Annotated in this window: 23 protein-coding genes; 12 read left to right on the top strand and 11 right to left on the bottom strand. The window is 73.8% G+C overall.

The features are described from left to right. Positions 1-317 precede the first annotated feature (317 nt). Complete coding sequence (locus tag OG774_RS12530; RefSeq protein WP_328309860.1) at positions 318-1,238, bottom strand: diacylglycerol/lipid kinase family protein; 921 nt, start codon at positions 1,236-1,238, stop codon at positions 318-320. 111 nt (positions 1,239-1,349) lie between these two features. On the opposite strand from OG774_RS12530, the gene OG774_RS12525 reads away from it, so the two are divergent. Beyond that, positions 1,350-1,697 (top strand): hypothetical protein, encoded by a 348-nt coding sequence (locus OG774_RS12525; RefSeq protein ID WP_328309858.1) that lies wholly within the window; start codon positions 1,350-1,352, stop codon positions 1,695-1,697. Positions 1,698-1,718: 21 nt separating this feature from the next. On the opposite strand, the gene OG774_RS12520 is transcribed toward OG774_RS12525, so the two are convergent. Continuing rightward, the gene (locus OG774_RS12520) at positions 1,719-2,357 is read right to left on the bottom strand and encodes a histidine phosphatase family protein (protein WP_328309856.1); all 639 of its coding nucleotides are present in this window, start codon (positions 2,355-2,357) and stop codon (positions 1,719-1,721) included. Between the two features lie 112 nt (positions 2,358-2,469). Continuing rightward, positions 2,470-2,883: a superoxide dismutase, Ni gene (gene sodN / locus OG774_RS12515; RefSeq protein WP_274193090.1), complete on the bottom strand. Its 414-nt coding sequence runs from the start codon at positions 2,881-2,883 to the stop codon at positions 2,470-2,472. Positions 2,884-2,975: 92 nt separating this feature from the next. On the opposite strand from sodN, the gene OG774_RS12510 reads away from it, so the two are divergent. Further along, positions 2,976-3,317, top strand: coding sequence for a S24 family peptidase (locus OG774_RS12510; protein WP_328309854.1), 342 nt, complete (start codon positions 2,976-2,978; stop codon positions 3,315-3,317). Positions 3,318-3,344: 27 nt separating this feature from the next. Here the strand turns inward: OG774_RS12510 and OG774_RS12505 are convergent, their stop codons facing one another. After that, complete coding sequence (locus OG774_RS12505; RefSeq protein WP_328310936.1) at positions 3,345-3,956, bottom strand: dTDP-4-dehydrorhamnose 3,5-epimerase family protein; 612 nt, start codon at positions 3,954-3,956, stop codon at positions 3,345-3,347. A 132-nt stretch (positions 3,957-4,088) separates the two neighbouring features. Between OG774_RS12505 and OG774_RS12500 the strand changes: the two genes are divergently transcribed. The 7 genes from OG774_RS12500 to OG774_RS12470 all read left to right on the top strand — a co-directional run bounded on the left by OG774_RS12500 (position 4,089) and on the right by OG774_RS12470 (position 13,118). Next, positions 4,089-5,339, top strand: coding sequence for an NAD(P)-dependent malic enzyme (locus OG774_RS12500; protein ID WP_328309852.1), 1,251 nt, complete (start codon positions 4,089-4,091; stop codon positions 5,337-5,339). A 489-nt stretch (positions 5,340-5,828) separates the two neighbouring features. After that, positions 5,829-8,516 carry a putative bifunctional diguanylate cyclase/phosphodiesterase gene (locus OG774_RS12495; RefSeq protein ID WP_328309849.1) on the top strand — a complete coding sequence of 896 codons (2,688 nt, stop codon included), beginning with the start codon at positions 5,829-5,831 and terminating at the stop codon, positions 8,514-8,516. Between the two features lie 125 nt (positions 8,517-8,641). Further along, positions 8,642-9,736: an ABC transporter ATP-binding protein gene (locus tag OG774_RS12490; RefSeq protein WP_328309847.1), complete on the top strand. Its 1,095-nt coding sequence runs from the start codon at positions 8,642-8,644 to the stop codon at positions 9,734-9,736. Continuing rightward, positions 9,733-10,368: an ABC transporter permease gene (locus OG774_RS12485; RefSeq protein ID WP_328309845.1), complete on the top strand. Its 636-nt coding sequence runs from the start codon at positions 9,733-9,735 to the stop codon at positions 10,366-10,368. Before OG774_RS12490 ends, OG774_RS12485 begins: the two co-directional genes overlap by 4 nt. 3 nt (positions 10,369-10,371) lie before the next feature. Beyond that, on the top strand, positions 10,372-11,076 hold the full coding sequence (locus tag OG774_RS12480) for an ABC transporter permease (RefSeq protein ID WP_328309843.1): 705 nt from the start codon (positions 10,372-10,374) through the stop codon (positions 11,074-11,076). Further along, complete coding sequence (locus tag OG774_RS12475; RefSeq protein WP_328309841.1) at positions 11,073-11,999, top strand: ABC transporter substrate-binding protein; 927 nt, start codon at positions 11,073-11,075, stop codon at positions 11,997-11,999. The genes OG774_RS12480 and OG774_RS12475 overlap by 4 nt, the downstream gene beginning before the upstream one ends. A gap of 105 nt (positions 12,000-12,104) precedes the next feature. Continuing rightward, positions 12,105-13,118, top strand: a complete 1,014-nt coding sequence (locus OG774_RS12470) for a CobW family GTP-binding protein (protein WP_328309839.1) — start codon at positions 12,105-12,107, stop codon at positions 13,116-13,118. Between the two features lie 203 nt (positions 13,119-13,321). Here the strand turns inward: OG774_RS12470 and OG774_RS12465 are convergent, their stop codons facing one another. Continuing rightward, a complete protein-coding gene (locus OG774_RS12465) occupies positions 13,322-14,956 on the bottom strand; it encodes a flavin-containing monooxygenase (RefSeq protein ID WP_328309837.1) in 1,635 nt (544 codons plus the stop codon). A 27-nt stretch (positions 14,957-14,983) separates the two neighbouring features. Beyond that, entirely contained in the window at positions 14,984-15,928 is a 945-nt protein-coding gene (locus tag OG774_RS12460; RefSeq protein ID WP_328309835.1) for an alpha/beta hydrolase, read from the bottom strand. 213 nt (positions 15,929-16,141) lie between these two features. Between OG774_RS12460 and OG774_RS12455 the strand changes: the two genes are divergently transcribed. Further along, on the top strand, positions 16,142-17,869 hold the full coding sequence (locus OG774_RS12455) for a sigma-54-dependent Fis family transcriptional regulator (RefSeq protein WP_328309833.1): 1,728 nt from the start codon (positions 16,142-16,144) through the stop codon (positions 17,867-17,869). A 29-nt stretch (positions 17,870-17,898) separates the two neighbouring features. Here the strand turns inward: OG774_RS12455 and OG774_RS12450 are convergent, their stop codons facing one another. The 4 genes from OG774_RS12450 to OG774_RS12435 form a co-directional block, all read right to left on the bottom strand. Then, complete coding sequence (locus OG774_RS12450; protein ID WP_274191560.1) at positions 17,899-18,075, bottom strand: DUF6104 family protein; 177 nt, start codon at positions 18,073-18,075, stop codon at positions 17,899-17,901. Between the two features lie 22 nt (positions 18,076-18,097). Beyond that, entirely contained in the window at positions 18,098-21,964 is a 3,867-nt protein-coding gene (locus tag OG774_RS12445) for a multifunctional oxoglutarate decarboxylase/oxoglutarate dehydrogenase thiamine pyrophosphate-binding subunit/dihydrolipoyllysine-residue succinyltransferase subunit (RefSeq protein WP_328309830.1), read from the bottom strand. 177 nt (positions 21,965-22,141) lie between these two features. Beyond that, positions 22,142-22,828, bottom strand: coding sequence for a zf-HC2 domain-containing protein (locus tag OG774_RS12440; RefSeq protein WP_328309828.1), 687 nt, complete (start codon positions 22,826-22,828; stop codon positions 22,142-22,144). After that, positions 22,825-23,391 (bottom strand): sigma-70 family RNA polymerase sigma factor, encoded by a 567-nt coding sequence (locus OG774_RS12435; protein WP_328309826.1) that lies wholly within the window; start codon positions 23,389-23,391, stop codon positions 22,825-22,827. Before OG774_RS12435 ends, OG774_RS12440 begins: the two co-directional genes overlap by 4 nt. Before the next feature lie 249 nt (positions 23,392-23,640). Between OG774_RS12435 and OG774_RS12430 the strand changes: the two genes are divergently transcribed. Together OG774_RS12430 and OG774_RS12425 are read left to right on the top strand one after the other, a co-directional pair. Then, positions 23,641-24,351, top strand: coding sequence for a CHRD domain-containing protein (locus OG774_RS12430; protein WP_328309824.1), 711 nt, complete (start codon positions 23,641-23,643; stop codon positions 24,349-24,351). Between the two features lie 2 nt (positions 24,352-24,353). Next, positions 24,354-24,965, top strand: coding sequence for a sortase domain-containing protein (locus OG774_RS12425; protein ID WP_328309822.1), 612 nt, complete (start codon positions 24,354-24,356; stop codon positions 24,963-24,965). On the opposite strand, the gene OG774_RS12420 is transcribed toward OG774_RS12425, so the two are convergent. Next, the gene (locus OG774_RS12420) at positions 24,958-25,611 is read right to left on the bottom strand and encodes a class F sortase (RefSeq protein WP_328309820.1); all 654 of its coding nucleotides are present in this window, start codon (positions 25,609-25,611) and stop codon (positions 24,958-24,960) included. The genes OG774_RS12425 and OG774_RS12420 overlap by 8 nt on opposite strands. Between the last annotated feature and the right edge of the window lie 86 nt (positions 25,612-25,697).

Genomic DNA, 25,697 nt, shown 5'->3' with positions numbered 1-25,697 from the left:
CGTCGGACCCTCCGGTCCGGGTGCACGTCCCTCTCGGGTCGTGCGCCCTTCCCGGTATTCGCGGGGGATGCGACTCAATCTGCAGGACGTGACCAGGGAGATCGAGTGGCAAGCGGCTCGACGGGCGAACTCGGTCGGTGAGTGGAATAGCGCGGACCGTCATGAGCGCCGGGCTGCGACGAGCGACGATTCAGGCACGACGAACCGTCCACCTGTGTGAGCGAGCGCGACGAGCGGTCAGCAGGACGGCTCGATTCAGAACGCCGCCGGCCGCGACGGGATCTCACACGGCCTCCACATCGCGCTCGTCGGCGACCTCAGACGACCACGCGCAGGGCGTCCGGGACGGCCACGAACTCGACGTCGCTGCGTTCTCCGAGGTGGTCGCCGTCGACCTGGAGGTTGACGGGCTCGTCGCTCGTGACGCGGATCGCGGGCACGTCGTCGCGGCGCAGCACCGAGGGCAGCCCGGCGGCCCCGTCGCGGCGCAGGACCTGCCGGACGAGCCGCAGGACGGTCGGCAGCCCCAGGGAGTGCAGGGCGAAGAGCCCGAGGCCGCTGTCGAACGAGCAGCCGGGGTTGGTGCGCACCGGCCGGGCCCCGAGGTAGGTCCACGGGTCGGTGTTCGACACGAGCGCCAGGCGGATCCCGCCGACCGGCTCCTCGCCCTCGACCTCGACGGTGAGGTCCGGCGGGTCGACCCGGGCCCGCGACCAGCGGCGGATCGAGGTGGCCACGTAGCGCGTCGGCGTGGCGTCGTGGCCCCGCCCGCGGGCGCGCTCCATCGACGCGATGACGTCGGCGTCCCAGCCGAGACCGGCGTTGAAGCTGAACCACCGCTCGTCGGCGCGCCCGAGCCCCACGCTGCGCGAGCGGCCCTCGGCGATCGCGCCGAGCAGGGTGTGGGTGGCCTCGAGCGGCTCGCGGGGGACGCCCAGGGCGCGGGCGAAGACGTTCGCCGACCCGCCGGGCACCACGCCGAGCGCGGGCACCTGCTCGCCGGGCCCGTCCGCGAGCAGCCCGTTGAGGGCCTCGTTGACCGTGCCGTCGCCGCCGAGCACGACCACCAGGTCGACGGCCTCGGCCCGCGCCCGGGCGGCGAGCTCGGCGGCGTGGCCCCGGTACCGGGTCACGACGACGTCGAGCTTGATCTCGCTCGCGAGCGCGTGCGCGATGACGTCCTGACCGGCCGCCGTCGTCGTGGTGGCCGAGGGATTGGCCACGAGCAGCGCACGCACGGCCCTCACCGTAGACCGGGTGTCCCGTCCGTCCGGGGGGTGCCGGGTAGGGATGTCGCCGATGTCTCCACCGAGCGGTGGACCGCACACCCCGCCGCCTAGGCTGATCCCGTGACGACGCCACGCCCTGTGCGCCTCGCAGCACTCGGAGTGCTCACCGAGGGTGTCGTCGCGCTCGTCGTGGCGGCGCTGATGGTGGCCGCGGGCCTGACCTTCTCGGTCTGGGGCTTCCTGGTCCTGCTCGGGGTGGGCATCACCGCGGCCGGCGTCGCGCTGCTGCGCGGTGCGCGCGGGGCCCGCGGTCCGTCGATCGTCGTGCAGCTGCTGACCATCGGCTGCGCCTTCTACGCCGCGGTGCCCTCGGGCCGCCCGGACTGGGGCGTGCCGGTGCTCCTGCTGGCCGCAGCCGTGCTGGCCGCGCTGATCTCACGGCCGGCCCGGGAGTGGGCGGGTACCTGAGTTCCGCCGAGGGGACCAGCTCTAGTACCGGTCCGCCGGCGGCGGCGGCGCCTCGACGAGGCCGCCGGGGGCGTTGAGCAGGTCGATGCGCGGCACGCCGCGCTCGTGGCCCAGCACCGTCACCGACGCGGCGTCGAACGCGAAGCCGACCCCGGCCGCCGGCTCCAGGCCGAGATAGCGGGCGATGAGCACGCGCCCGGCGTGGCCGTGCCCGATGAGGACGACGTCGCGGTCGGTGAGCTCACGCTCGGCGTCGGCGAGGACGCGGTCGAGCCGGGCGGCCACCTCGGCGCCGGTCTCACCGCCGGGGCTCGGGTGGGTCCACACCGTCCAGCCCGGCACCTCCTCGCGGATCTCCGGGGTCGTGCGGCCCTCGTAGGCCCCGTAGTCCCACTCGACGAGGTCCTCGCGCACGGCGTCGGGCTCGAGGCCGGCCAGGCGGGCCGTGTCCATCGCCCGCTGACGGGGGCTCGTCCAGACGACCGGCGGCGGCGCGTCGAGCCCGCGCAGCGTGACCAGCAGCCGACCGGCGGTCCGGGCCGCGTCGCGACCCCGCTCGGTCAGGGGCAGGTCGGTGCGGCTGGTGTGCCGTCCCTCGCGGGACCACTCGGTCTCGCCGTGACGCAGCACGAAGATGCGTCCCGCCGGGCTCGCGCTCACCGCAGGCTCCTGGTCATCCGTGACTCCTACCCGCCCGGGGAGACGACGACGCGCCCGCCCCGCACGTGCGGGACGGGCGCGTCGTCGTGAACGGGCGCCGGCGAGGCCGGACTCAGCCCTTCTTGGTCTCCCAGAAGATGTCCGAGATCTCGGCGATGTAGTCGAGCACCTGCTGCCCGGTCTGCGGGTCCATGGACGACTTGGCGCCGTCCGCCCCGCCACCGGCGGCCTTGGTGGCCTTGTTGAACAGCTCGTGGAGCTGCGGGTACTTCTCGAAGTGCGGCGGCTTGAAGTAGTCCGTCCAGAGCACCCAGAGGTGGTGCTTGACGAGGTCCGCCCGCTCCTCCTTGATCAGGATCGCGCGGGTCCGGAAGGCCGGGTCCTCGTTGCTCTGGTACTTCTCCTGGATCGCCTTGACCGACTCGGCCTCGATCCGGGCCTGAGCCGGGTCGTAGACGCCGCAGGGGAGGTCGCAGTGCGCGGTGGCCTCCAGGCGCGGACGGAGGACGCTGGAGAGCAGTCCCATCTCGCCTCCCTCTTCCTCATGGGGAATGGTGATCGTTCCGACGACAGTCAACGTACCCCCGTGGTCGAGCCCCGACACGTGGAGCGCCGCCGGTGAGGACACCCCGTGACCTGCTGATCACGCTGGTGGGACGGCGTCCGCGCCGGGTGCTCGTCCGCGGGCCGTCGATGGCTCCCACGCTGCGCGACGGCGACGTGGTGCTCGCGCTGCCCGGGACGCGGGTGCGACCGGGCGAGGTCGCCCTCGTGCGCTGGGCCTCGCGACCGGGCCAGCTCTCGGTCAAGCGGGCGGCGCTGGAGGACACCGACGGCTGGTTCGCCGTCGGCGACGCCCCGGCGTCCTCCACCGACTCGCGCACCCTGGGGCCCGCGGAGGTGCTCGGTCCGGTGCGCTGGCGGCTCTGGCCGCACCCGGGGCGGGTGCGGGCGCGGTAGGGGCGCGGTGGGGGTCCGACAGCCGGCTCAGGGGGCCAGCAGGGCCCGGTGGCGCTCCCGGCACGCCGTCCAGGTCGGCAGCGTCCCCGCCGCGCGCGCCGCCCCGAGATCGGGGGCCGCCGCGTCCTTGTCCGACAGGACGAGCTCGTCGCGCGGGATCCACCGCTCCCAGGGCAGGGCGAGCACGGGGTCGAGCGGCGAGATGCCGTGCTCGGCGGCCGGCTCGTACTCCCGGGAACAGAGGTACGTCGTCACCGTGCCCTCCTCGAGGGCGAGGAAGGCGTGCCCGAGGCCCTCGGCGAGGTAGACCGCCTGCAGCGTCGCGCCGTCGAGGCGCACCGCGTCCCACGCCCCGAAGGTGGGGGAGCCGATGCGGACGTCGACGACGACGTCGAGCACGGCGCCCGCGCTGCACTGCACGTACTTGGCCTGGCCGGGCGGCACGTCGGCGTAGTGGACCCCGCGCAGCACGCCGCGCCGGGATACGCTCGTGTTCGCCTGCGCAACATGCAGGGGGTGCCCCACCGTGTCGGCGAACACCCCGGCCTGGAACGGCGCCGCGAACGCGCCCCGCGCGTCCGGGAACACCGGCGGGCTGAACAGCCACGCGCCGGGCACACCGAGCTCCCGCGCCTCCACGGACGCCGACCCTAACCTCGGCAGCGCCATGTCCCGTCGCGCGTGCAGCCCGGACCGGTCCGGCGCGACATCGATCCGACGCGGCACCGATCCTGGCTACCTGCCGCGACCCCCGACCCGCTTGGAGCCCCCGTGAGCGACCCCGTGAATGAGGCTGCCGACACGACCCCGTCCCTCGACGGCCGCGACATCACCGAGGAGGAGGTCTTCACCGCCCACGAGGGCGGCAAGCTCTCCGTCGCGCCCACCGTGGGCCTCGCCGGACGACGCGACCTCGCGATCGCCTACACCCCCGGGGTGGCCAAGGTGTGCCGCGCCATCGCCGACGACAAGGCCCTCACCGCCCGCTACACGTGGACGCACCGCCTCGTGGCCGTCGTGTCCGACGGCACCGCCGTCCTCGGCCTGGGCGACATCGGCCCGCGGGCGTCGCTGCCGGTCATGGAGGGCAAGTCCGCGCTATTCAAGGCGTTCGCCGACCTCGACTCGATCCCGCTGGTGCTCGAGACCACCGACGTCGACGAGATCGTCGACACGATCGTCCACCTGCGCCCGAGCTTCGGGGCGGTCAACCTCGAGGACATCGCCGCCCCGCGCTGCTTCGAGATCGAGCGCCGCCTGATCGAGGCGCTCGACTGCCCGGTGATGCACGACGACCAGCACGGCACGGCGATCGTGGTGCTCGCCGCCCTGCGCAACGCCGCCCGCGTCCTCGACCGCGACCTCGCCGGGCTCAAGGTCGTCGTCAGCGGGGCCGGGGCCTCCGGGGTCGCCTGCGCGAAGATCCTGCTGTCGGCCGGGGCGCACGACGTGGTGGTGCTCGACTCCCGCGGCGTCATCCACGCGGGCCGCGACGGCATGAACGTCGAGAAGATGTCCCTCGCCGAGATCACGAACCCCCGCGGCGTGCGCGGCGACCTCGCCGCCGCCCTCGACGGGGCCGACGTCTTCCTGGGCCTGTCGGGCTCGACGGTCCCCGAGTCGGTGATCGCGTCGATGGCCGAGGGCGGCGTCGTCCTCGCGCTGTCCAACCCCGACCCGGAGATCGACCCCGCCGTCGCACGCAAGCACGCCGCGGTCGTCGCCACCGGGCGCAGCGACTACCCGAACCAGATCAACAACGTGCTCGCCTTCCCCGGCGTGTTCGCCGGGGCGCTCGACGCGGCCGCCCGCCGCATCACCGAGGCGATGAAGCTCGCGGCCGCCGAGGCCATCGCGGACATCGCGGCCGGCGACGACGAGTTCGGTCCCGACCACATCGTCCCCAGCGCGCTCGACCCGCGGGTCGCGCCCGCCGTCGCCGAGGCGGTCGCCCGGGCCGCGAGCGAGGAAGGGGTCGTGCGCCGGCACGTCGCCGAGGTCGCCGTCGACGGGCACCACTGACCCCTGCTCCACCGCGAGAAACCCGGTTGGGCATCACGGGAGTGCCCTCCGCGAGAAGTGGGTAAGGCTCAGGCGGCCCTGCGCGCCCGGACGTCGTGTCGCCCGCCCGGAGCAGGGATCGGCCACGTTCGGCGGTGGCACGTCGTTCGTGGCCGGGAACGAACCGTTCGTAGCGGCAAGATCGCACCGACCGTGAGGTGTCGAGCCGCACGTGGGTGATCGTCCGTTCCATCGGTCGAGTCGCGATGGGCCACACGCCGTTCGTCGTGGACTCCGTCTGCTTCGGCGCGACGACCGGTCGGTGGACTCAAGGTTGAACGATCAGGTGATGCAGCACGACGCGTCCCGGGCCACGGTCGCCGCGCGACCTCCCCCACTCCGGTGATGTTGCCGATCCCCGACCGTGTCTCCTTCGTTGCTGAGACAGACGCGGACGGTCCGTTCCTCCCCGGGGAGCGGTGGGGGCCCGCGCGGCGGAGGAGTCGAGACGTGAGCAGTGCGGTGCCGGTGCCGGGCTCGCGGGGCCTTGCCGTCGTCCACGCGACGACGACGCCCCGCCGGCCCGACGCGGCCGCGGCTCCCGACGCCGGCGCCCCGGCCCTGCCGGCCGGTCCCGCGCTGCGCCACGACGCCCAGGGCCGGATCACCGAGGTCCGGGAGCAGGTGGCCCGTCTGGTCGACCCCACGGGAGGCCTCGACACGCGGACGATGCTCGGACGGCCCGTGCGGGAGCTGCTCGCCGACCTCGGCCCGGCCGACCAGGGCGCGGCCGACCAGGGGATCGGGGGCCTCTACACCGCCCGGCTGCGCCGCGTCGCCGGGGCGCCGCTGCCGGTGCGGGTGGTGGCCTGGCCGGACACCCACGGCGGTGCCGCCCTCGTGCTGGTGCCGGACGTGCCGGCCCCCGCGGCTCCCATCGTGCCTCCGGCTCCCGCGGCCCCGTCGCACCCCTCGGCCCCCTCCGCCGCCGACATCGAGCGGATCGCGGGCCTCGGGCACTGGGAGGTCGACCTCGCCACGGGGTCGGCGTGGCTCTCCCCGGTGCTCGCCGAGCTCCTGATGATCGACCCGCACGCCACCCGCAGCGCCGAGACGCTCCTCGCCGCCCTGCACGCCGAGGACCGCGACGGGCTCGCGCGCCGGTGGCAGGCCCTGGTCACCGAGGGTGCCCCGCTCGAGTGCGAGGTGCGCCTCGGCGACGGCAGCGGGCGCATCCTCGCCCTCCACGCCGCCCTTCGGGCCGGCACCGTGCTCGGCACGGCCGCCGACGTCACCGCCCGTCGCCACGCCGAGGAGCGGCTGCGCGCCTCCAACCAGCGCTTCACCGACCTGCTGGCCGTCGCCCCGGTCGGGATCGCGCTCTTCGACGACGACGAGCGGCTCGTCAAGGCGAACCAGGCGCTGTGCCGCCTGCTGGGCCAGGGCCCGGAGGCGCTGCGCGGCCGGCGCGCCGACGAGCTGCTCGACCTCTCGGCCGAGTCGGCCGCGGGCCCCGGCCCGGCGACCCCGCTGCTCGCCCGCCCGGCGGGCTCGGCGGGCTCGGTGAGCTGGTCGTGCACCCCCCGCGCGCTCCTCACCCGGGAGCGCGGCGCCGGTGGTGCGGTCGCCGAGCCCGTGTGGTGCGAGCTGCACGTGTCGGTGTCGGTGCACGAGGACGGCGGTGTCACCCACCTCGTGGTGTTCACCGACGTCACCGACGCGCGCCGGGTCGAGGCGAGCCTGCGCCACCAGGCCATGCACGACGAGCTGACCGGCCTGCCCAACCGCCGCGCGCTCACCACCACGGTCTCGCGGCTGCTGGCCGGCCCGACGTCGCGGCGCACCGGGGTGCTGTTCTGCGACATCGACAACTTCAAGCGCGTCAACGACTCGCTCGGCCACGACGCCGGCGACGAGCTGCTCGTCGAGCTGGCCCAGCGCCTCCGCGACCGCCTGCCCGCCGGCTGCGCGGCCTCACGCAGCGCCGGGGACGAGTTCGTCGTGGTCTGCGCGGACGTCGACCTGCACGGGGGCCTGGACGCCCTGTCAGCGACGGTGGCCGGCATCCTGCGCACCGCCATCCCCGTGCACGGCCAGCTCGTGCGCATCTCGGCGACGGTCGGCGCCGCGGTCGGCGCCACCATCGGGCTCGGTGTCGGGGACCCCGACAGCTACCGCGCCGACCCGTCGGGTCCCGACATCGACCCCACCGACGACCCGGTGGCGCAGGTGCTGCGCCGCGAGCGGGCCACGGAGCTCGCCGGGCTCGAGCCCGCGCCGGGCCACCCGGGCACCGGGGACCTCATGCGCTTCGCCGACGCCGCGCTGTTCGAGGCCAAGAGCGGCGGCAACGGGCGCTTCGCGCTGGCCGACGAGGCGATCATGAAGGGCGCCGACGAGGCGCTGCGCATGGAGACCCAGCTGCGCGAGGCGATGGTCAACGACGAGCTGGTGCTGCACTACCAGCCCGTCGTCGGGGCGGACGGGCGGATCCAGACGGCCGAGGCCCTGGTGCGCTGGCAGCACCCCGAGCACGGCCTGCTCTTCCCGGACAAGTTCCTGCCGGTGGCCGAGGCGGCCGACCTGCTCGGCGACCTCGACCGCTGGGTGCTGCGCGCCGCGGTCCGCGAGGCCGCCACGTGGCCGGGCACCGCGCCCGACGGGGTTCCGCCGTCGGTGGCGGTGAACCTCGCGGGCCTGCTGCCCGGCGACCCGGACTTCCTGCCCGTCGTGCGGGCCACGGTCGCCGAGTCCGGGCTGCCGTGGGACCGCCTGGTCCTCGAGCTGGTCGAGACCTGCCTCGCCGACCTGCCCTCGCACACGCTGCGGGAGATGAACGAGCTCATCGCCGCGGGTGTGCGCTTCGCGGTCGACGACTTCGGCACCGGCTACTCGTCGCTCTCGCGTCTCACCGGCCTGCCCGCGCAGATCGTCAAGCTCGACCGCGCCTTCGTCCGCGGGGTCGCCACCGGGGAGTCCGACCGGGCCGTGGCCCGCGCGGTCGTCGACCTCACCGCCGCGATCGGGCAGGTGTGTGTGGCGGAGGGTGTGGAGGACTCCGACCAGTTCGCGGTGCTGCGCGACCTCGGGGTGCACGCCTATCAGGGCTGGTTGTTCGCCCGCGCGATGCCGGCCGAGGCGTTCACCGAGCTCGTGCGCCGCGGCCCGATCGTCCCGGAGACCCGCGCGGCAGGGTGATCGCCGTCACACCGGGTGGTGGTGGCCGGTCGTGATCGGTCGCGGGTGTCCGGGGGCCGGGCTAGATTCACGCGTCGACTCGGTGGCCTACTCGTGGCCGCCGGCGGATCCCGGGGGCGTCGTACGTGATCGAGTTCCGGGACGTGGGGAAGCGCTTCGCCGACGGCACCGTCGGTCTGGAGTCGCTGTCGCTGACCGCCCGCGAGGGCGAGATCACGGTGCTGGTGGGCCCCTCGGGCTGCGGCAAGACCACCTCGTTGCGCACCGTCAACCGCATGGTCGAGCCCACGTCGGGCTCGGTGCTCCTGCAGGGCAAGGACGTCGCCGAGGGTGATCCGGCGCTGCTGCGCCGCGGCATCGGCTACGTCATCCAGCAGGCCGGCCTGTTCCCGCACCGCCGCGTGCTCGACAACGTGGCGACGGTGCCGGTGCTCCAGGGCCTCCCGCGCAAGGAGGCCCGGGCCCGGGCGGCCGAGGTGCTCGAGCGCGTCGGCCTCGACGCGTCGATGGCGCAGCGCTGGCCCGCGCAGCTCTCCGGCGGCCAGCAGCAGCGCGTCGGGGTGGCCCGCGCGCTGGCCGGGGATGCGCCGGTGCTGCTCATGGACGAGCCGTTCTCGGCGGTCGACCCCGTGGTGCGCGTCGAGCTGCAGGACGAGCTGCTGCGCCTGCAGGCCGATCTCGGCAAGACGATCCTGTTCGTCACCCACGACATCGACGAGGCCATCCGCCTGGGCGACCGCGTGGCCGTGCTGCGCGTCGGCGGCCGCCTGGCGCAGTTCGCGCCGCCCGACGAGCTGCTCGCGCGCCCGGCCGACGAGTTCGTCTCCGGGTTCGTCGGGCGCGACCGCGGCTACCGCCGCCTGGGGTTCGTGCCGGCCACCGCGCTGCAGCTCACCGAGCTGCCGACGCGCGCGGACGCGAACGGTGATTCCGGGGTGCCGGGGGAGTGGACCGTCCTGCTCGACGGGGCGGAGCGTCCCGCGGCGTGGCTCGGGCCCGACGGGGTGCGCCACGAGCTGGGCTCGGTCTATGTGACCGAGGGTGGCGCAGAGGGTGCGACAGCGGCCTCCGAGGCGGCCGGCACGCTGCGCGGCGCCCTGGACGCGGCGCTGAGCTCACCGGCGGGCCGGGGCGTCGCGGTCGACCGCGAGGGCCGCTTCCGGGGCGGGGTCGCCGCCGACGACGTGCTGGCGCTGCTGCGGCCGGACCCGGTCCCGTGAGGGCCTTCGGCTACGACATCGACGAGCTCGTGATCGCCCACGTCCTGCTCGCCCTGATCCCGGTGCTGGTGGGCCTGGTGGTCGCCCTGCCGCTGGGCTGGTGGGCGCACCGGTCGCCGGGGGCGCGCCGGGTGCTCGTGCCGCTGTCCGGCGCGCTCTACACGATCCCGTCGCTGGCGCTGATCGTGTTCATCCCGATCCTGGTGGGCACGCCGATCCTCAGCCCGCTCAACGTCGGGCTCACGCTGGTGATCTACACGGTGGCGCTGCTCGTCCGCAGCGTCGCGGAGGCCCTCGACGCCGTGCCGGCCACCGTCACCACGGCCGCGGTCGCCGTCGGCTACCGGCCGTCCGGGCTGTTCTTCGGCGTGCAGCTCCCGCTCGCCGTGCCGGTGCTCACCGCCGGGATCCGGGTCGCGTCGGTGTCGGCGTTCTCGCTGGTCACGGTCGGTGCCCTGGTCGGCGTGCAGTCCCTGGGCACCCTGATGACCGACGGTTTCCAGCAGGCGTACCCGGCCATGGTCGCCGCCGGCATCATCGGCTCGATCGTGCTCGCGTTCGTCTTCGACGCGCTGTGGCTCGCGCTGGGACGGGCGCTCACGCCCTGGGTCCGCGCACGGACGGGGGTGTAGAGGGTGCTGGGTCGACTCCTCGAGTGGTTCTCCGCTCCGGCGCAGTGGAGCGGGCCGAACGCCATCCCGGCGCGGGTGCTCGAGCACCTCGGCTACACCGTGCTGGCCGTCGTCATCGCCGCCGTCATCGCCCTGCCGCTCGGTGCGCTCATCGGGCACACCCGGCGCGGCGAGCTCGCGGTCGTCGGCGTGGCGAACGGCCTGCGCGCGCTGCCGGAGCTCGGCGTCCTCGTGCTCTTCGTGCTGCTGCTGGGTCTCGGGCTGCTGCCGCCGACGCTCGCCCTCGTCCTGCTCGCGATCCCCCCGATGCTCGCCGGCGCCTACTCCGGCGTCGCCGGGGCGGACCCGGGCGCGGTCGACGCCGCCCGCGGGATGGGGATGCGCGAGTCCCAGATCCTCCTGCAGGTCGAGGTGCCCTCGGCCGTGCCCCTCGTGCTCGGCGGGGTGCGGTTCGCGACGCTGCAGGTCATCGCCACCGCCACCATCGCCGCCTACGTCGGCCTCGGTGGTCTCGGGCGCTACATCCTCGACGGCTTCTCGGTCCGCGACTACCCGCAGGTGCTCGGCGGCGCCCTCGTCGTCGCCGTGCTCTCGATCGTCGTCGAGCTCGTCCTGCAGGGCCTCGGGCGCCTCGTCACGCCCGGCCCCGACCGCGCGCGGCTGCGCCGCACACCTCACACCGTCACCACCAGAGAGGCCTCCCCGTGATCCGATCCCCGCGTGCCCTGTTGGTCGGGGCCGTGCTGGCCGCCGGCGCGCTGCTCGCCGGCTGCGGCGGCGGCTCCGACCCGCTCGCCACCGCCCCCGCCGGACCTTCTGCCCAGGGCACGGTCCGCATCGGCTCGGCGAACTTCACCGAGAACCGGCTGATCGCCGAGATCTACGCGACGGCCCTCGAGGGCAAGGGCGTCACGGTCGAGCGCCGCTTCGGCATCGGCAGCCGCGAGACGTACTACCCCGCCGTCGAGCGCGGTGAGATCGACCTGGTGCCCGACTACACCGGCAACCTGCTGCAGTTCCTCGACCCGCAGACCACGGCCACGGCGTCGGACCAGGTCTACCAGCAGGTCTCCTCCAAGCTGCCGCCCCAGCTCCAGCTCCTGCAGCAGAGCCCCGCCGAGGACAAGGACGCGGTCGTCGTCACGCGGGCCTTCGCGACGCAGAACAACCTGCGCTCGATCGAGGACCTCGCGCCCCTGTGCCCGACGGTCTCCTTCGGGGGCCCGCCCGAGTTCCAGCAGCGCGCCTACGGCGTCCCGGGCCTGCAGCGGCTCTACAACTGCACCTTCAAGGAGTTCCGGGCCCTCGACGCCGGTGGCCCGCTCACCGTGGCGGCGCTGCGCGACGGCACCGTGCAGGCGGCGGACCTGTTCACCACCGACGCGTCGATCCCCGAGAACGACTTCGTGGTGCTCGAGGACCCGCGGTCGAACTTCGCCGCCCAGAACGTCGTGCCGCTGGTCAACCGCGCCAAGTCCTCCGACCCGCGCGTCACCGACACGCTCAACCAGATCTCGGCTGCCATGGACACCACCCAGCTGACCCAGCTCAACCAGCGCCTCGCCGGCCCGGACCGCCCCGACCCGCAGACCGTCGCCCGCGACTGGCTGAACTCCGCCGGCATCCGGTAGCCCCTGCCCCCCGGAGCGAACGAGCGGTTCGCTGCTTCTAGGCGCGCGAACTCCCCGTTCGCTCCGAGGTCCGGGGCCCGTCGGCCCTGTGTCAGGGTGGTCGGCGTGCCCCGTCGCGTCCCTGTGGTGCTGGTCGCCGGTCATCTCGGAGCCGGCAAGTCGACGCTGGTCAACCACCTGCTGCGCCGTGCCGACGGTGTCCGGATCGGCGTCGTCGTCAACGACTTCGGGGCGATCGGGATCGACGCGATGCTCGTCGCCGGGCAGGCCAGCGTCGTGACGTCGCTGGCCGACGGGTGCCTGTGCTGCACCACCGACGCCAACGGCCTCGCGGGGCTCCTCGCCGAGCTGACGGCCCCGGCCGCCCGCCTCGACCTCGTCGTCGTGGAGGCCAGCGGCCTCGCGGAGCCCCGCGAGCTCGTGCGCCTGCTGCTCGACGCCGTCGGGGGCGAGGCACGGCACGCGGCGTACGGCGGGCTGGTGGTGGTGGTCGACGCGGCTGGGGGTGCTGTGGCCTCCGTGGACGAGCCCGACCCTGCGGTCCGGTTCGCCGACCTCGTGGTGCTCAACCAGGTCGACCGCGTCGACGACCCCGCCCCGCTGCTCGCCTCCCTGCGGGCGATCGCGCCCGGCCCCGTGCTCCCCGTGGTGCGCGGGGCCCTCGACCCGGCGCTGCTCGTCGACCCGCCGGCCCGCCGTGGCCCGCCGCGGTCGGGTCAGTTGTCGTTCGACGCGCTGCTGCGCGAGGACGCCGGCGCCGAGCACGCGCACGCCGCCTGGGAGAGCGTCGCGGTCGACCGGGACGCCCCGCTGGACCCGGCACGGTTCGCGGCGTTCCTCGAGGCGGGCCCGACCGGGGTCTTCCGGTCGAAAGGTGTCGTGCGGTTCCCCGGCGCCGCCCCGTTCGTCGTGCAGACGGTGGGAACGGCGATTCGGGTGCGACCGGCGCCCCGGTCCGTCGACGTCGCCGGCGCCCGGCTCGTGTTCCTCGGCGTCGGGCTCGACGCGGCGGGCCTGCACGCGGCGCTCGACGCCTGCGCCGCCGACCCCGGGGCGAGCGAGCCCTCGCTGCTCCCGGTGCTGCGCTACGAGGAGTCCTACCGGGTCGACGCCGTCTGAGTGCTGCAGGCGTTGCAGCGAACGAGCGGTTCGCTGCTTCTACGCGCGCAAACTCCCCGTTCGCGGCCGTGGACCAGGGACGTCGCGACGATCAGGGGCGCGATGACCACCTCTGCGTGCCAGTGGAGGTGGTCATCGCTCTCCTGATCGTGCTGCTGCTCGTCGGCAGGTCCATCACCCAGCCCACGTGACGGCCGAGCCGTCTACGCGCGCGAGCTCCCCGTTCGCTCCGGGGTGCGGGTCAGCGTGAACCCCTCGTACCCGGCGTCGGCGACGTCGGCGAGCTGCTGGCGGTAGGCGGCGTGACCGGCCATGTAGAACATGACGGCGTTCTGCTTGCCCGGGATGTTCGCCCCGAAGATCCACGAGTCGCGCTGCGGGAAGAGCGTCGTGTCGGCGATCTCCCGACACGTCGCGGTCCAGCGGTCCTCGGCGTCCTTGGTCGGCTCGACCGTGCTCGACGCCGACTCCTCGGCCTGCCGCACGAGCTCGCCGATCCAGTCGACCTGGGCCTCGATGCTCGGCGGGAGGTTCGTGAACGGCCCGTTCGGTCCGAGGATCATGAACATGTTGGGGAAGTCGGCCACCGAGAGGCCCAGGTAGCTGGTCGGACCGGCTGCCCAGTGGTCGTCGATGTGCTTCCCGCCCCGCCCACGCAGGTTCATGGCCCGGTAGTTGCCGTCGACGGCGTCGAAGCCGGTCGCGAACACGAGGACGTCCAGCTCGTGCTCGACGCCGTCGGCGGTCCGGACGCCCCGTGGGGTGATCCTCTCGATCGGGTTCTCCGTGATCGAGACCAGCGTGACGTCGTCGCGGTTGAAGGTCTCGTAGTAGCCCTCGTTGCACAGCGGTCGTGTGGCGTACAGATCGGTCGGCGTGAGCTTGCGGGCCGTCTCCGGGTCCTCGACGATCTCGGCGATCTTCGAGCGGATGAAGGCGGCCGCGGCGGCGTTGGCGTCCGGATCGGTGGCGATGTCGCAGAAGGTGCCGAACATGAACCGGAAGCCGTTGCCCTTGTCCCAGTTCTCCTGGAACACCCGCTCGCGCTCCTCGGCGGACACGCTCATGGCCTCGACGCCGCTCTCCTCGAAACCGAACGCGACCACGGACCCTCGTACCTGCTCCCAGATGGCGCCGAAGTTCTCCTTGGTCGCGTCGACCTCGGACTGATCGACCGGGCCGTTGCCCGACGGGACGATGTACTGCGGCGAGCGCTGGAACACGGTCAGGTGCTCGGCCGTCGGCGCGGCCGCCACGATGAACTGGGTCCCCGTGGAACCGGTGCCGATCACGCCGACGCGCCTGTCCCGGAGGTCGAGGTCCTCGGGCCACGCGTTGGTGTGCACGAGCGTTCCGGCGAACTCGTCGCGCCCGAGGATGTCGGGGATGTTGCTCTTCGCGAGCAGGCCGAGCGCGGTGACGAGGTAGCGGCTGGTCATATGCTCACCAGCGCCGGTGGTCACGCGCCAGACGGAGGCGTCCTCGTCGAACTCGGCCGCGGTCACCTCGGTGTCGAGCTGGATGTCGCGAGCGAGGTCGAAGCGCTCGACGACGTGCTCGAGGTAGGCGAGGACGTCGGGCTGGTCGAGGTAGCGCGTGCTCCAGTCCCACTCGGCGAGCAGGTCGTCGTCGAAGGAGTAGCGGTAGACGAATCCTTCGGTGTCGGACTTCGCGCCCGGGTACCGGTTGAAGTACCAGGTGCCCCCGACCCCGCCGCCCTTCTCGAGGGCGCGGGCCTTCAGGCCGAGTTGGTCACGCAGCTTGTGCAACATGTAGATGCCGCCGAACCCGGCGCCGATCACGATCGCGTCGAGGTCCGGTGTGAGGTCGGTGCTCATGGCTCTCCTTCGGTGGCGCGAGGGCGATCAGCGGCGGTACCAGGCCGCGAGGGCGGCGATCTCGTCGTCGGCCTCGGCCGCGGTGCCGGCGAGGCACGGGAAGACGTGCTGCATGTCGTCGACGACCGAGAGGGTCACGTCCACGCCGGCCGCCTCGGCGCGGGCAGCCAGCCGCACGGCGTCGTCGCGCAGGGTCTCCGCGTCGCCGGCGTTGACGTAGAGACGCGGGAGCCCGGCGAGGTCGGCGTGCAGCGGGTTCGCCAACGGCGTCCGCGGGTCGATCCGGCCGTCGGCGAGGACGCCCGCGATCATGCTCTCGAGCAGGGGAACGCTGACGAGCGCGTCGGTGGCGGCGTTGGTCACCAGGCTCTCCCCGGTGTTCTCCATGTCGAGCCACGGCGAGAACGCGATCACCCGTCCCGGCAGCGGCCGGCCCTGCTCGCGCAGCGCCAGCGGGATCGCGACCGCGAGGTTGCCCCCGGCCGAGTCGCCGATGGTGGTGATGTCCTCCGGCCGGAAGCCGCGCTTGACCAGCGCCACGACGGCGGCGACGCCGTCCTCGACCTGCGCCGGGTGGGGATGCTCCGGCGCGCGCCGGTAGTCCAGCACGAACGCGGTCACGCCGAGCGCCCTCGCGACGTGACCGGCGAGCTTGCGGTGGCTCGACGCCGAGCCCACGGCGAACCCGCCGCCGTGGGTGTAGACGAGGACCTGGGTGCGGTCCGCGCCGATCGGCAGGACCCAGATCCCCGGTACCCCACCGATGGTCTCCTCGGCGTAGGTGACGTCCTCGGGCTCGCGGGTGGGCTTGTGCCACTCGTCGAAGATGCTGCGGAACAACCGTGTGGTCAGCCCGGGTGTCTCGGTGATGATCGTGGTCCAGTCGGCGTAGAGCGCGCGCAGCGCGTCCGACTCCGCCGAGCCGCCGGTGCTCGCCCTCTCGGAGCTCGTCGTGGCTGTCGTGTCCGTCATCGTGTGTCTCCTCGCGGCGTTGCTGACGCGTGTCGGGGACTGTCCACGGCATCGGGCCGCGGGAGGTGTGCCGATCCGGAACAGCGGCCGTGCGACTTACACGGCCCGACCGGCTGGCGTCGACGGTGTGACGTGAGGCACGGTGGAACGGGGTCTGTCCAGCGATCCGACGAGGCGACGATGCGTCGACACGAGATGCGCGAGCGTCCGACCATGACGTCGGCCCAGACGCTGCGGACGCGCCGCAGCCGGGAGGCGCTGGTCGACGAGGGTGTCCTCGTTGTGCCTCCGGGGCACGCCGGGGTGCCGTCGCACATCGAGACCAGCTGGCGGAGGTGCGTGGGCGAGGGCGTCCCGGCCGATCCGGAGCACATCCCGTACCGCGAGCCGGACGACGTCTCGTCCGTGCTGTCACGGGCCGCGGGCCCGGTCCTGGCCCGCTTGCGGGACAGCTTCGTCGACGTCCCGGTGGCGATGGTGCTGTCCGACGCGAGCGGCTGCATCGTCGTGCGGCACGCCGAGGACCGGCGCCAGCGCTCCGCCATGGACCGGGCGAGCGCCGCCGAGGGCTTCGACTTCTCCGAGCGTGCGGTGGGCACGAACGGTCTCGGCACCGTCCTCGTCGAACGTCGGCCGGTGCTCGTGCGCGGACCCGAGCACTACAACCCCCGTCTCGACGACCTCACCTGTGCAGGCACCCCGATCTTCGAGCCCGCCACCGGCCGGATGCTCGGATCGTTCTCGCTGGCCTGCGCGGTACGCGACGTGCATCCACTGATGGCCGCGATGACCACCGACATCGGACGGCAGATCGAGGAGCGGCTGCTCGACGAGGCGGGGGAGCGGCGGCGCCGCCTCGTCCGCTCCTACCTGGCCGTCGACCGCGCCGCGGAAGGGGCTTTCGTGGTCGACGAGGACACGGTGCTGGCCAACCGCCAGGGACTCGTCCACGCCGGCCCCGACCTCCACCCGCTGCTGTGGCGGTTCCTCGTCGAGCACGGGCCGGACCGGCCGCGGCGGATGGCGGTCCCGTTTCCCGACGGGCCGCGGGAGGCGGTCGTCGAGCCGATCCGGGACCGCGGGCGGGTCGGGTTCAGCGTGCGCCTCCTCCCGGCCCCGGGCCGGCCCGGGGCGGCGCATGCGGTCCCTCGCGGGTCGCCGACCGGAGCCGGCTCGGACCACGAGCGACTGCACCACGTCCCCGACGTCGACCGCCGGCTCCGCGAGGCGGTGCGCCAGGGCGAGCACGTCGCGGTGACCGGTGCTGACGGCGCCGGTAAACGCCACACCGGCCTGCGCGTCCTGCGCTCACGAGGCGCGGTCCATCCGCTGGTCATCGACGCGTCCGGAGACCGGGCGGAGTGGCCGGCGGCCGGCGAAGCCGCCGCGCGCGGCGTGCTCGTCCGGCGCGCCCAGGCCCTCCGGGGAGGCGATCTCTCCGCGCTGACGGCGATCGCCGAGGCAGGCGGGCCGCTCCTGATCACCTACGACGAGGACCACGTGGACGACGCCGTCCTGGGGGTGATCCGCCGGCACGCCGCCGTCGTCCGGCTCCCCACCCTCGCGCAGAGCCGCGAGCACCTACCCGCGCTCGTGCGGTCGATCCTCGCCGACCTCCCGCACCCGGAGCGCGCGACCCGGCTCGCACCGGCGAGCTGGGACCTCCTGACCGCCTGGCACTGGCCGGGCGACGTCGCCGAGCTCCGGACCACGGTGGTCGCACTGGCCCGCCGGGCGCGCGGCGATGTCGTCGAGCCCGCCCACATGCCCGACGAGCTGCGCATCCGCCGCCGGACGCCGGGACTGCTGGAGCGCGCCGAGCGCGACGCCGTGCTCGATGCGCTGCACGCCGCCGGAGGCAACCGCAGCAGGGCGGCCCGAGCACTGGGGATCGGGCGGACCACGCTCTACCGCAAGTTGCGCGAGTTCGGCCTGGGCTGATCTCGCTGCGGGCGACCTACTCGTCGTCGCTACTCGTCGTCGCTGTCGTCGCGCGCCAGGAACGTCGCGAAGCGGTCGGCGGCGCCCGCGTGCTCGGGGTGGGCGTCGACGAACGCGCGGAGGCGGTCGGCCAGCCAGGCCAGGCTGACCTCCTCCTCGCCCCGTCGGTCCTCGAGCTCCTCGATCCCGCGGTCCGTGAAGTACACGCGCGGCCCTAGTCGGCAGCCACTAGTCGCCCAGCGCCTCGGCGATGAGCGCCTTCTGCTCCACCTCGTGCACCTTGGCGACGCCGGCGGCCGGGGCGGCCATGCGGCGGCGGGAGACGCGCTTGAGGTGGGGCAGGCGGCCGTTCATGCGCTCCGGCAGCCACAGACCCAGGAACGGCCAGGCGCCCTGGTTGGCCGGCTCCTCCTGCACCCAACGGACGTCGTCCGCGTTCGGGTAGCGGTCGAGGACGGCCGTGAGCTCCTCGGTGGCCAGCGGGTAGAGCTGCTCCATCCGCACGATCGCGATGTCGTTCGTGCGGCCCGCCTTCTCGCGGGCGGCGACCAGCTCGTAGTAGAGCTTGCCGGCGCACAGCAGGACGCGCGAGACGCCGTCGGTGTCGCCGCTCGCGAACGCCGGGTCGTCCAGGATCGGCCGGTAGCCGCCGTGGGTGAAGTCCTCCACCGGGCTGACGGCCGCCTTGTTGCGCAGCATCGACTTCGGGGTGAAGACGACCAGCGGGCGGCGCACGCCGTCGATGGCGTGGCGGCGCAGCAGGTGGAAGTAGTTCGACGGGCTCGACGGCACCGCGACGGTCATCGATCCCTCGGCGCACAGCTGCAGGAAGCGCTCGATGCGCCCCGAGGTGTGGTCCGGCCCCTGGCCCTCGTGGCCGTGCGGCAGGAGCAGCACGACGTCGGAGGTCTGGCCCCACTTGGCCTCACCGGACGAGATGAACTCGTCGATGATCGACTGCGCGCCGTTGACGAAGTCGCCGAACTGGGCCTCCCACAGCACCAGGGCGTTGTGGTTCGCCACCGAGTAACCGTACTCGAAGCCGACCGCCGCGAACTCCGAGAGCGCCGAGTCGTAGGGCATGAACTTGCCCTGGTCGGCGGTGAGGTTCCGCAGCGGGACGTACTCCTCGCCGTTGTGGCGGTCGATGATCACCGAGTGGCGCTGGACGAACGTGCCGCGCCGGGAGTCCTGGCCGGACAGGCGCACGAGCTTGCCGTCGATGAGCAGCGAGCCCCAGGCGAGCAGCTCGGCGTACGCCCAGTCGATGCCCTCCTCGGTGTCCGTCGCCGCCGCCTTGCCGCGGCGCTCGAGGACGGGCTTGACGCGCGGGTGCGCCGCGAAGCCCTCGGGCAGCTCGGTGTGCGCGCGGGCGATCCGCTGGATCACCTCGAGCGGCACCGCGGTCTGCAGGGAGTTGGGGACGGCCTGCTCCCACTCGACCGACGGGCTGGGCTCCGGGTCGGCCTTCTCCAGCTCGCGGACCTCGTTGAACACGTGCTCGAGCTGGCTGCCGTAGTCGCGCAGCGCGTGCTCGGCCTCGTCCAGCGAGATGTCGCCGCGGCCGATGAGCGACTCGGTGTAGGTCTTGCGCACCGAGCGCTTGGCGTCGATGACGTCGTACATCTCCGGCTGGGTCATCGAGGGGTCGTCGCCCTCGTTGTGGCCCCGGCGCCGGTAGCAGATCATGTCGATCACGACGTCGGAGTTCCAGCGCTGGCGGAACTCGACGGCGAGGCGCGCCACCCAGACGCAGGCCTCGGGGTCGTCGCCGTTCACGTGGAAGACCGGGGCGTCGATCATCTTCGCCACGTCGGTGCAGTAGTGCGTCGAGCGGGTGTGCTCGGGCGCGGTGGTGAAGCCGACCTGGTTGTTGACGATCACGTGCACCGTGCCGCCGGTGCGGTAGCCGCGCAGCAGCGCGAGGTTGAGCGTCTCGGCGACCACGCCCTGGCCGGCGAAGGCGGCGTCGCCGTGCAGGGCGACGGGCAGGACGGTGAAGCCCTCGGGCCCCTTGTCCAGCACGTCCTGCTTGGCCCGCACGATGCCCTGCATCACGGGGTCGACGGCCTCGAGGTGCGAGGGGTTCGACGTCAGCGACACCGTCGTCTCGCCGTCGCCGAACATCCGGAAGAACTTGCCCTCGGCGCCGAGGTGGTACTTCACGTCGCCGGAGCCGTGCGCCTGGCCCGGGTCGAGGTTGCCCTCGAACTCGCGGAAGATCTGCGACACCGGCTTGCCGACGATGTTCGCCAGCACGTTGAGCCGCCCGCGGTGGGGCATGCCGACGACGACCTCGTCCATCTCGTGCGCCGCGGCCGTGTCGAGCACGGCGTCGAGCAGCGGGATGACGGTCTCGGCGCCCTCGAGCGAGAAGCGCTTCTGCCCGACGTACTTGGTCTGCAGGAACGCCTCGAACGCCTCGGCGGCGTTGAGCTTGGACAGGATGTACTTCTGCTCGGCGACCGGCACCTTCTCGTGCGGGCGCTCGATGCGCTCCTGGAGCCAGTCGCGCTTCTCGGGGTCGAGGATGTGCATGTACTCGATGCCGATGGTGCGGCAGTACGAGTCACGCAGGACCCCGAGGACGTCGCGCAGCTTCATGCAGCCGCGGCCGGCGAAGCCGTCGACGGGGAACTCGCGGTCGAGGTCCCACAGCGTGAGCCCGTGCGACGCGATGTCGAGGTCGGGGTGCTTGCGCTGCGGGTGCGACAGCGGGTCGGTGTCGGCCATCAGGTGGCCGCGCGTCCGGTACGCGTCGATCAGCTCGATGATCCGCGCGGTGCGGTCGATCTGCGACGACGGCAGGTCCTGGCGCCAGCGGATCGGCTCGTAGGGGATCCGCAGCGACGCGAAGATGTCGTCGTAGAAGCCGTCCTCGCCGAGCACGAGGTGGTGGATGCGCCGCAGGAAGTCGCCGGACTCGGCGCCCTGGATGATCCGGTGGTCGTACGTGGACGTCAGCGTGATGATCTTGCTGATGCCCATGTCGGCGAGCTTCTCCTCGCTCGCCCCCTGGAACTCGGCGGGGTACTCCATGGCGCCGACGCCGACGATCGTGCCCTGGCCGACGGTCAGCCGCGGCACCGAGTGGTTGGTGCCGATCGTGCCCGGGTTGGTCAGGCTGATCGTGACGCCGGAGAAGTCCTCGCTGGTCAGCGCGTTGTTGCGCGCCTTGCGCACCATCTCCTCGTAGGAGGCCCAGAACTGCGCGAAGCTCATGTTCTCGGTGCCCTTGAGGGCGACGACGACGAGCGTGCGCGAGCCGTCCTTGCCCGGCAGGTCCATCGCCAGGCCGAGGTTGACGTGCCCCGGGTCGACGACGGCGGGCTTGCCCTTGTCGTCCTCCCCGTAGTGGCGGTTCATGTTCGGGAAGTCCGCGAGGGCGCGGACCATCGCGTACCCGAGCAGGTGGGTGAACGAGACCTTCCCGCCGCGCGAGCGCCGCAGGTGGTTGTTGATGACGATGCGGTTGTCGGCCAGCAGCTTCGCCGGCACCGCGCGCACGCTCGTCGCGGTGGGCAGCTGCAGCGACGCGGTCATGTTCTTCGCGATCGCGTTCGCGGCGCCGCGCAGCGGCTTCGTCGTCTGGTCGGCGTCGGCGCCCGCGCCGGGCTGGGCGGCCTTGGCGGGGCTCGTGGTGCCGGCCGGCGGCTTGCTCGGGGTCTCGCCGCTGCGCGAGGAGGTGGTGCGCGCGCCGTCGGTCGACGGGGCGGACGGCGAGCCGGTGCCGGTGGTGCTGCCGGCGGGCGCGCTGCCGTTGGCCGACGAGCGGGGGGCGTCCTGCGACGCCGACGCGGAGCCCGTGGATGCCTTCCCGTTGCCGTCGGCCGGGGCCGACGCGGAGGCGGCCGACGCGGAGGCGGCCGACGCGGAGGCGGCCGACGCGGGCGCGGCGCCGTCACCGGCCGTGTCGGCGGCATCGTCGGCCTGCTGGTCGGCGCCGTCGGGCTGGCTGTCGGCAGGGGCGTAGTCGGCGAAGAACTCGTGCCACGCCTTGTCGACCGAGGAGGGGTCGGCGAGGTAGCGCTGGTACATCTCGTCGACCAGCCACTCGTTGGGTCCGAACTGGGCGGTCGGGCTACTACTCGACACGACTCGAAATCGCCTCAATCAGTCATCGCGGTGGCGTCGGAAGCGTGTCCAGATTAGCGCTTGACACCGCGCGGGGTGGGCCCCTGTCGCGCACTGCACCGGTCCACACGGCCGTTGCTCCACCTGCGCGGGGCTCGAGGGGTGTCCCCGAACCGGGTCTCACCACGGAGTGCCCGCTCAGGCGAAGCGCGAACGCAGCACCTCGTCGCCCTCGGCGTCGGTGACGACGAAGCCGCCGGCCTGGTCCCGGAGCACCGAGGAGTTGAGCCGACACACCATCTCGGCCGGGCCCGTGCCGCGGAACGCGCCCGCCGGGACGGGGCGTCCGGCGCGGTCGAGGACGGTGACGGCGTACGTCTGCCCCTCGGCGAACCCCGACGCCGTGAGCACCATCTCGACGCCCCAGGTGTGGTCGATCGTGCCCGCGGTGGCGCGGACCGCGGGGTCGAGGGACTGCACCGCGACCGAGTCGACGGGCGGCTCGCCCGCGGCGCCGACCGCGAGGCCGATCCCCACGCCGGCGAGCCCGACCACCGCCGCCACGGCCGCCGTCGCGAGCAGGGGTGCGGCCCGGCGCCGGGACCGGGGGGCCTCCCGCGGCTCGTCGTCGGCGCCGAGACGGTCGAGGACCGCGGCGAAGCCGTCGGGGGACGGCGGGGTCCCGCCCGCGGTCCGTGCGGCATCCGGGTCGACGTGACGCAGCGGCCCGGCGAGCGGCACCAGCTCCGCGAGCTCGGCGCGGCACGACGCGCAGGTGCGCAGGTGGGCGTCGACCTCGGCGCGCTCCTCGTCGTCGAGCTGCCCGAGCGCGTGGGCGCCGAGCTGCTCGCGCAGCCGCTCGTGGCCGTCGGGCGTCGTGGTCACAGGGGGACTCCCATGTCGTCCATGATCTGCCGCAGGTTCTTCAGGCCGTAGAAGACCCGGCTGCGCAGGGTGCCGATGGGGACACCCTGCTCCTCGGCCACCTCGGCGTACGGGCGGCCGCGCACCGAGGTCTCGACGATGGCGCTGCGCTGGCCGTCGCCCAGTCTCGTCAGGGCCTCCTCGATGAACCAGGCCGTGACGAGGTCGTCGCTGAAGTCGTCCCGACCCGTGCGCACGGACCGCTCCGACACCAGCGACAGGTCGCCGGGCGAGGTCGGTGTGCTCGGGCGGCTCCGCGCGTGGCGGACGTGGTCGATCACCACGTTGCGGGCGATGGTGAACAGCCACACCCGCAGGCTGGCCACCGTCGCGTCGTAGCGGTCGGCGTGGCGCCAGGCCCGCACGAACACCTCCTGCACCACGTCCGAGGCGGCGCCCGGGTCGCGCAGCTGCCGCAGCGCGAAGCGCTCCAGCTCGCCGGCGTGGGCGCGGTAGGCGGCCTCGAGGTCCTCGGTCCGGCGCAGGTCCACCGGCGCGCGCGCGATCCCTGCGGCCTCGCTCACCCGGTTCCCCCTGCGCGCTACGACGTCCGGAGCATCGTGATCGTTGAGGTGTGACCGCGTCGTGATGCGTGTGCGCGACGGGGCGGCGCGGAGCGGGACGGCACGGGTCACTCCCGTCGGTACGGGACGCCGGCCGGGGGCGTTCACCGACATCGGGGAGGAATCCGCGGCGGATCGCGGTGAACGCGGCCGCCGAGGGCTCCGTAGAGACGGGCGATCCGGACATCCGCCCATCCCCAGGAGGCCCTCGTGCACCGTGCACTCCCGAAGCTCGCCGCCCTGTCCGTGCTGACCGCCGGCGCGGTCCTCTTCTCGGAGGGCGCGGCCTACGCGGCCGACGCCGAGGTCGACGAGCCCGAGACCTTCACCAGCATGTTCACCGCGATGGCGACCCCCGACATGGTCATCGGCACGAACGGCCAGCCCGCCCCGGGGCAGCCGGGCGCCACCGGCACCTTCAACTACCGCATCAACTCCGACGAGGACGTCATCTGCTACGACCTCACATTGAGCGGCGTGACCGGTGAGTACATGAGCCCTGCGCGGACCGCGACGCACATCCACGAGGCCGCCGAGGGTGCCGCGGGTCCGCCGCGCATCGCCTTCCCGAACCCCGAGGGCGACGGCGACACCCGCACCAGCTCCGGCTGCCTGCAGGGCCCGTTCACCACCGGGGTGATGGCGAACGGCCAGGACACCGGCACCGGGTTCTCGGTCCGCGAGATCGAGGAGAACCCGGCGGCCTTCTTCGGTGACACCCACACCGCCGAGTACTCGGCGGGAGCGGTGCGCGGTCAGCTGATGGCGGTGCCGATGGGCGGCGTCGAGACCGGCGGGGGCGCCACGGCCGGCGCCACGACCGCCGGCGACGTCGCACCGGCCGCGCTCGGTGCGGGTGCCCTCGTCGCGGCCGCCGCGGCCGGGGCCGTCGCCCACCGCCGACGCGGCACCAGCTCCTGACGATGCGTCTCGTCGCGCTCGTCCTCGGGGCCGTCCTGCTGCTCGTCGGGTGTGCGGGCGGCCGGGCGGTCCCGGGGGCGGCGCCCGCCTCTCCGCAGGTCACGACCGACGAGCGGCCCGTGCCCGGGGCGGTCGTGCCGACCTCGGTGCGGGTGCCGGCCATCGACGTCGACGAGCCGGCGCTCCTCGGGCTCGGCGTCGCGCCGGACGGCAGCGCCGAGGTGCCGCAGGACTTCGGGCGCGTCGGCTGGTTCGACCGGACCCTCGCGGCGCAGCGCGCCGGGGCGGCACCCGCGGACGTCCCGGTGCCCGCGGGCCGGGGCCCGACCGTGCTGCTCGGGCACGTCGACTCCCGCACCGGCCCCGCCGTGTTCTTCCGCCTGCGCGACCTGCGCCCCGGGGACGTCGTCGAGGTCGGCCGGTCGGACGGGTCGGTCGCGCGCTACGCCGTCGAGCGCACCGAGCAGGTGGCCAAGGACGCGTTCCCGACCTTCGCGGTGTTCGGGGCGACCGCCACCGACGTCCTGCGGCTGGTGACCTGTGCCGGCGGCTTCGACCGCGGCGCGCGCAGCTACACCGACAACCTCGTGGTGCACGCGGCCCGACTCACGTGACGAGCCGGGCGAAGATGAGCGTGTTGTCGCGGTACGAGCGCGCAGCGTCGTCGAAGTCGCCGCCGCAGGTGATGAGGCGCAGCTCGGGGCCCGCGGTGTCGCCGTAGACCTCGAGGCGCGGGAACTCGTCCTTCGGGTAGGAGCGCACGGCGTCGACCGCGAAGGTGCGCACCGACCGGTCCGCCGAGGTGACCGTGATCCGGTCGCCGGGACGCAGCCGCCCGAGGTCGTAGAACACCGACGGGCCGTTCGCGGCCGAGTCGACGTGCCCGAGGATCACCGACGGGCCGACCCGTCCGGGCGTCGGCGAGCCGCGGTACCAGGCGGCGTGGTCGTACATCGGGCCCGGCGCCGGCACCTCGAGGGTGCCGTCGGGCTTCAGCCCGACCGAGTCCACCGGCGAGGAGACGCCGATCGCCGGGATCGCGATCGTGGCGGGGGGAGACCCGGTGGCCGGCTGCTGGCGGGGTCCCGCGGCGGCGGTGGGTGGGGTCGTGGGCAGCGGGTCCGCGGCGACGGCGGCCGCCGGGGCGGGCGGACTCGTTCCGAGGAGCCCGGCGCCGCCCAGGACGAGCCCGAGCGCCGCGAGCGCGCCGGCGGCCACCAGCAGCACCCGGCGACGGGTCGGTGCGGTGGGCTCGGTCATCGGATGCTCCCGGTGGTCGACGACTACTGGCTGGTATCGCTCGCTGAGCGAGCGACACCAGCCAGTAATCGATCAGTGGGTCAGGG

The organism is Actinomycetospora sp. NBC_00405, assembly GCF_036044095.1.
Taxonomy (GTDB): Bacteria; Actinomycetota; Actinomycetes; order Mycobacteriales; family Pseudonocardiaceae; genus Actinomycetospora; species Actinomycetospora callitridis.
Note: the sequence above shows the minus strand (reverse complement) of the source record. Positions and strands in the feature narration are given on the sequence as shown.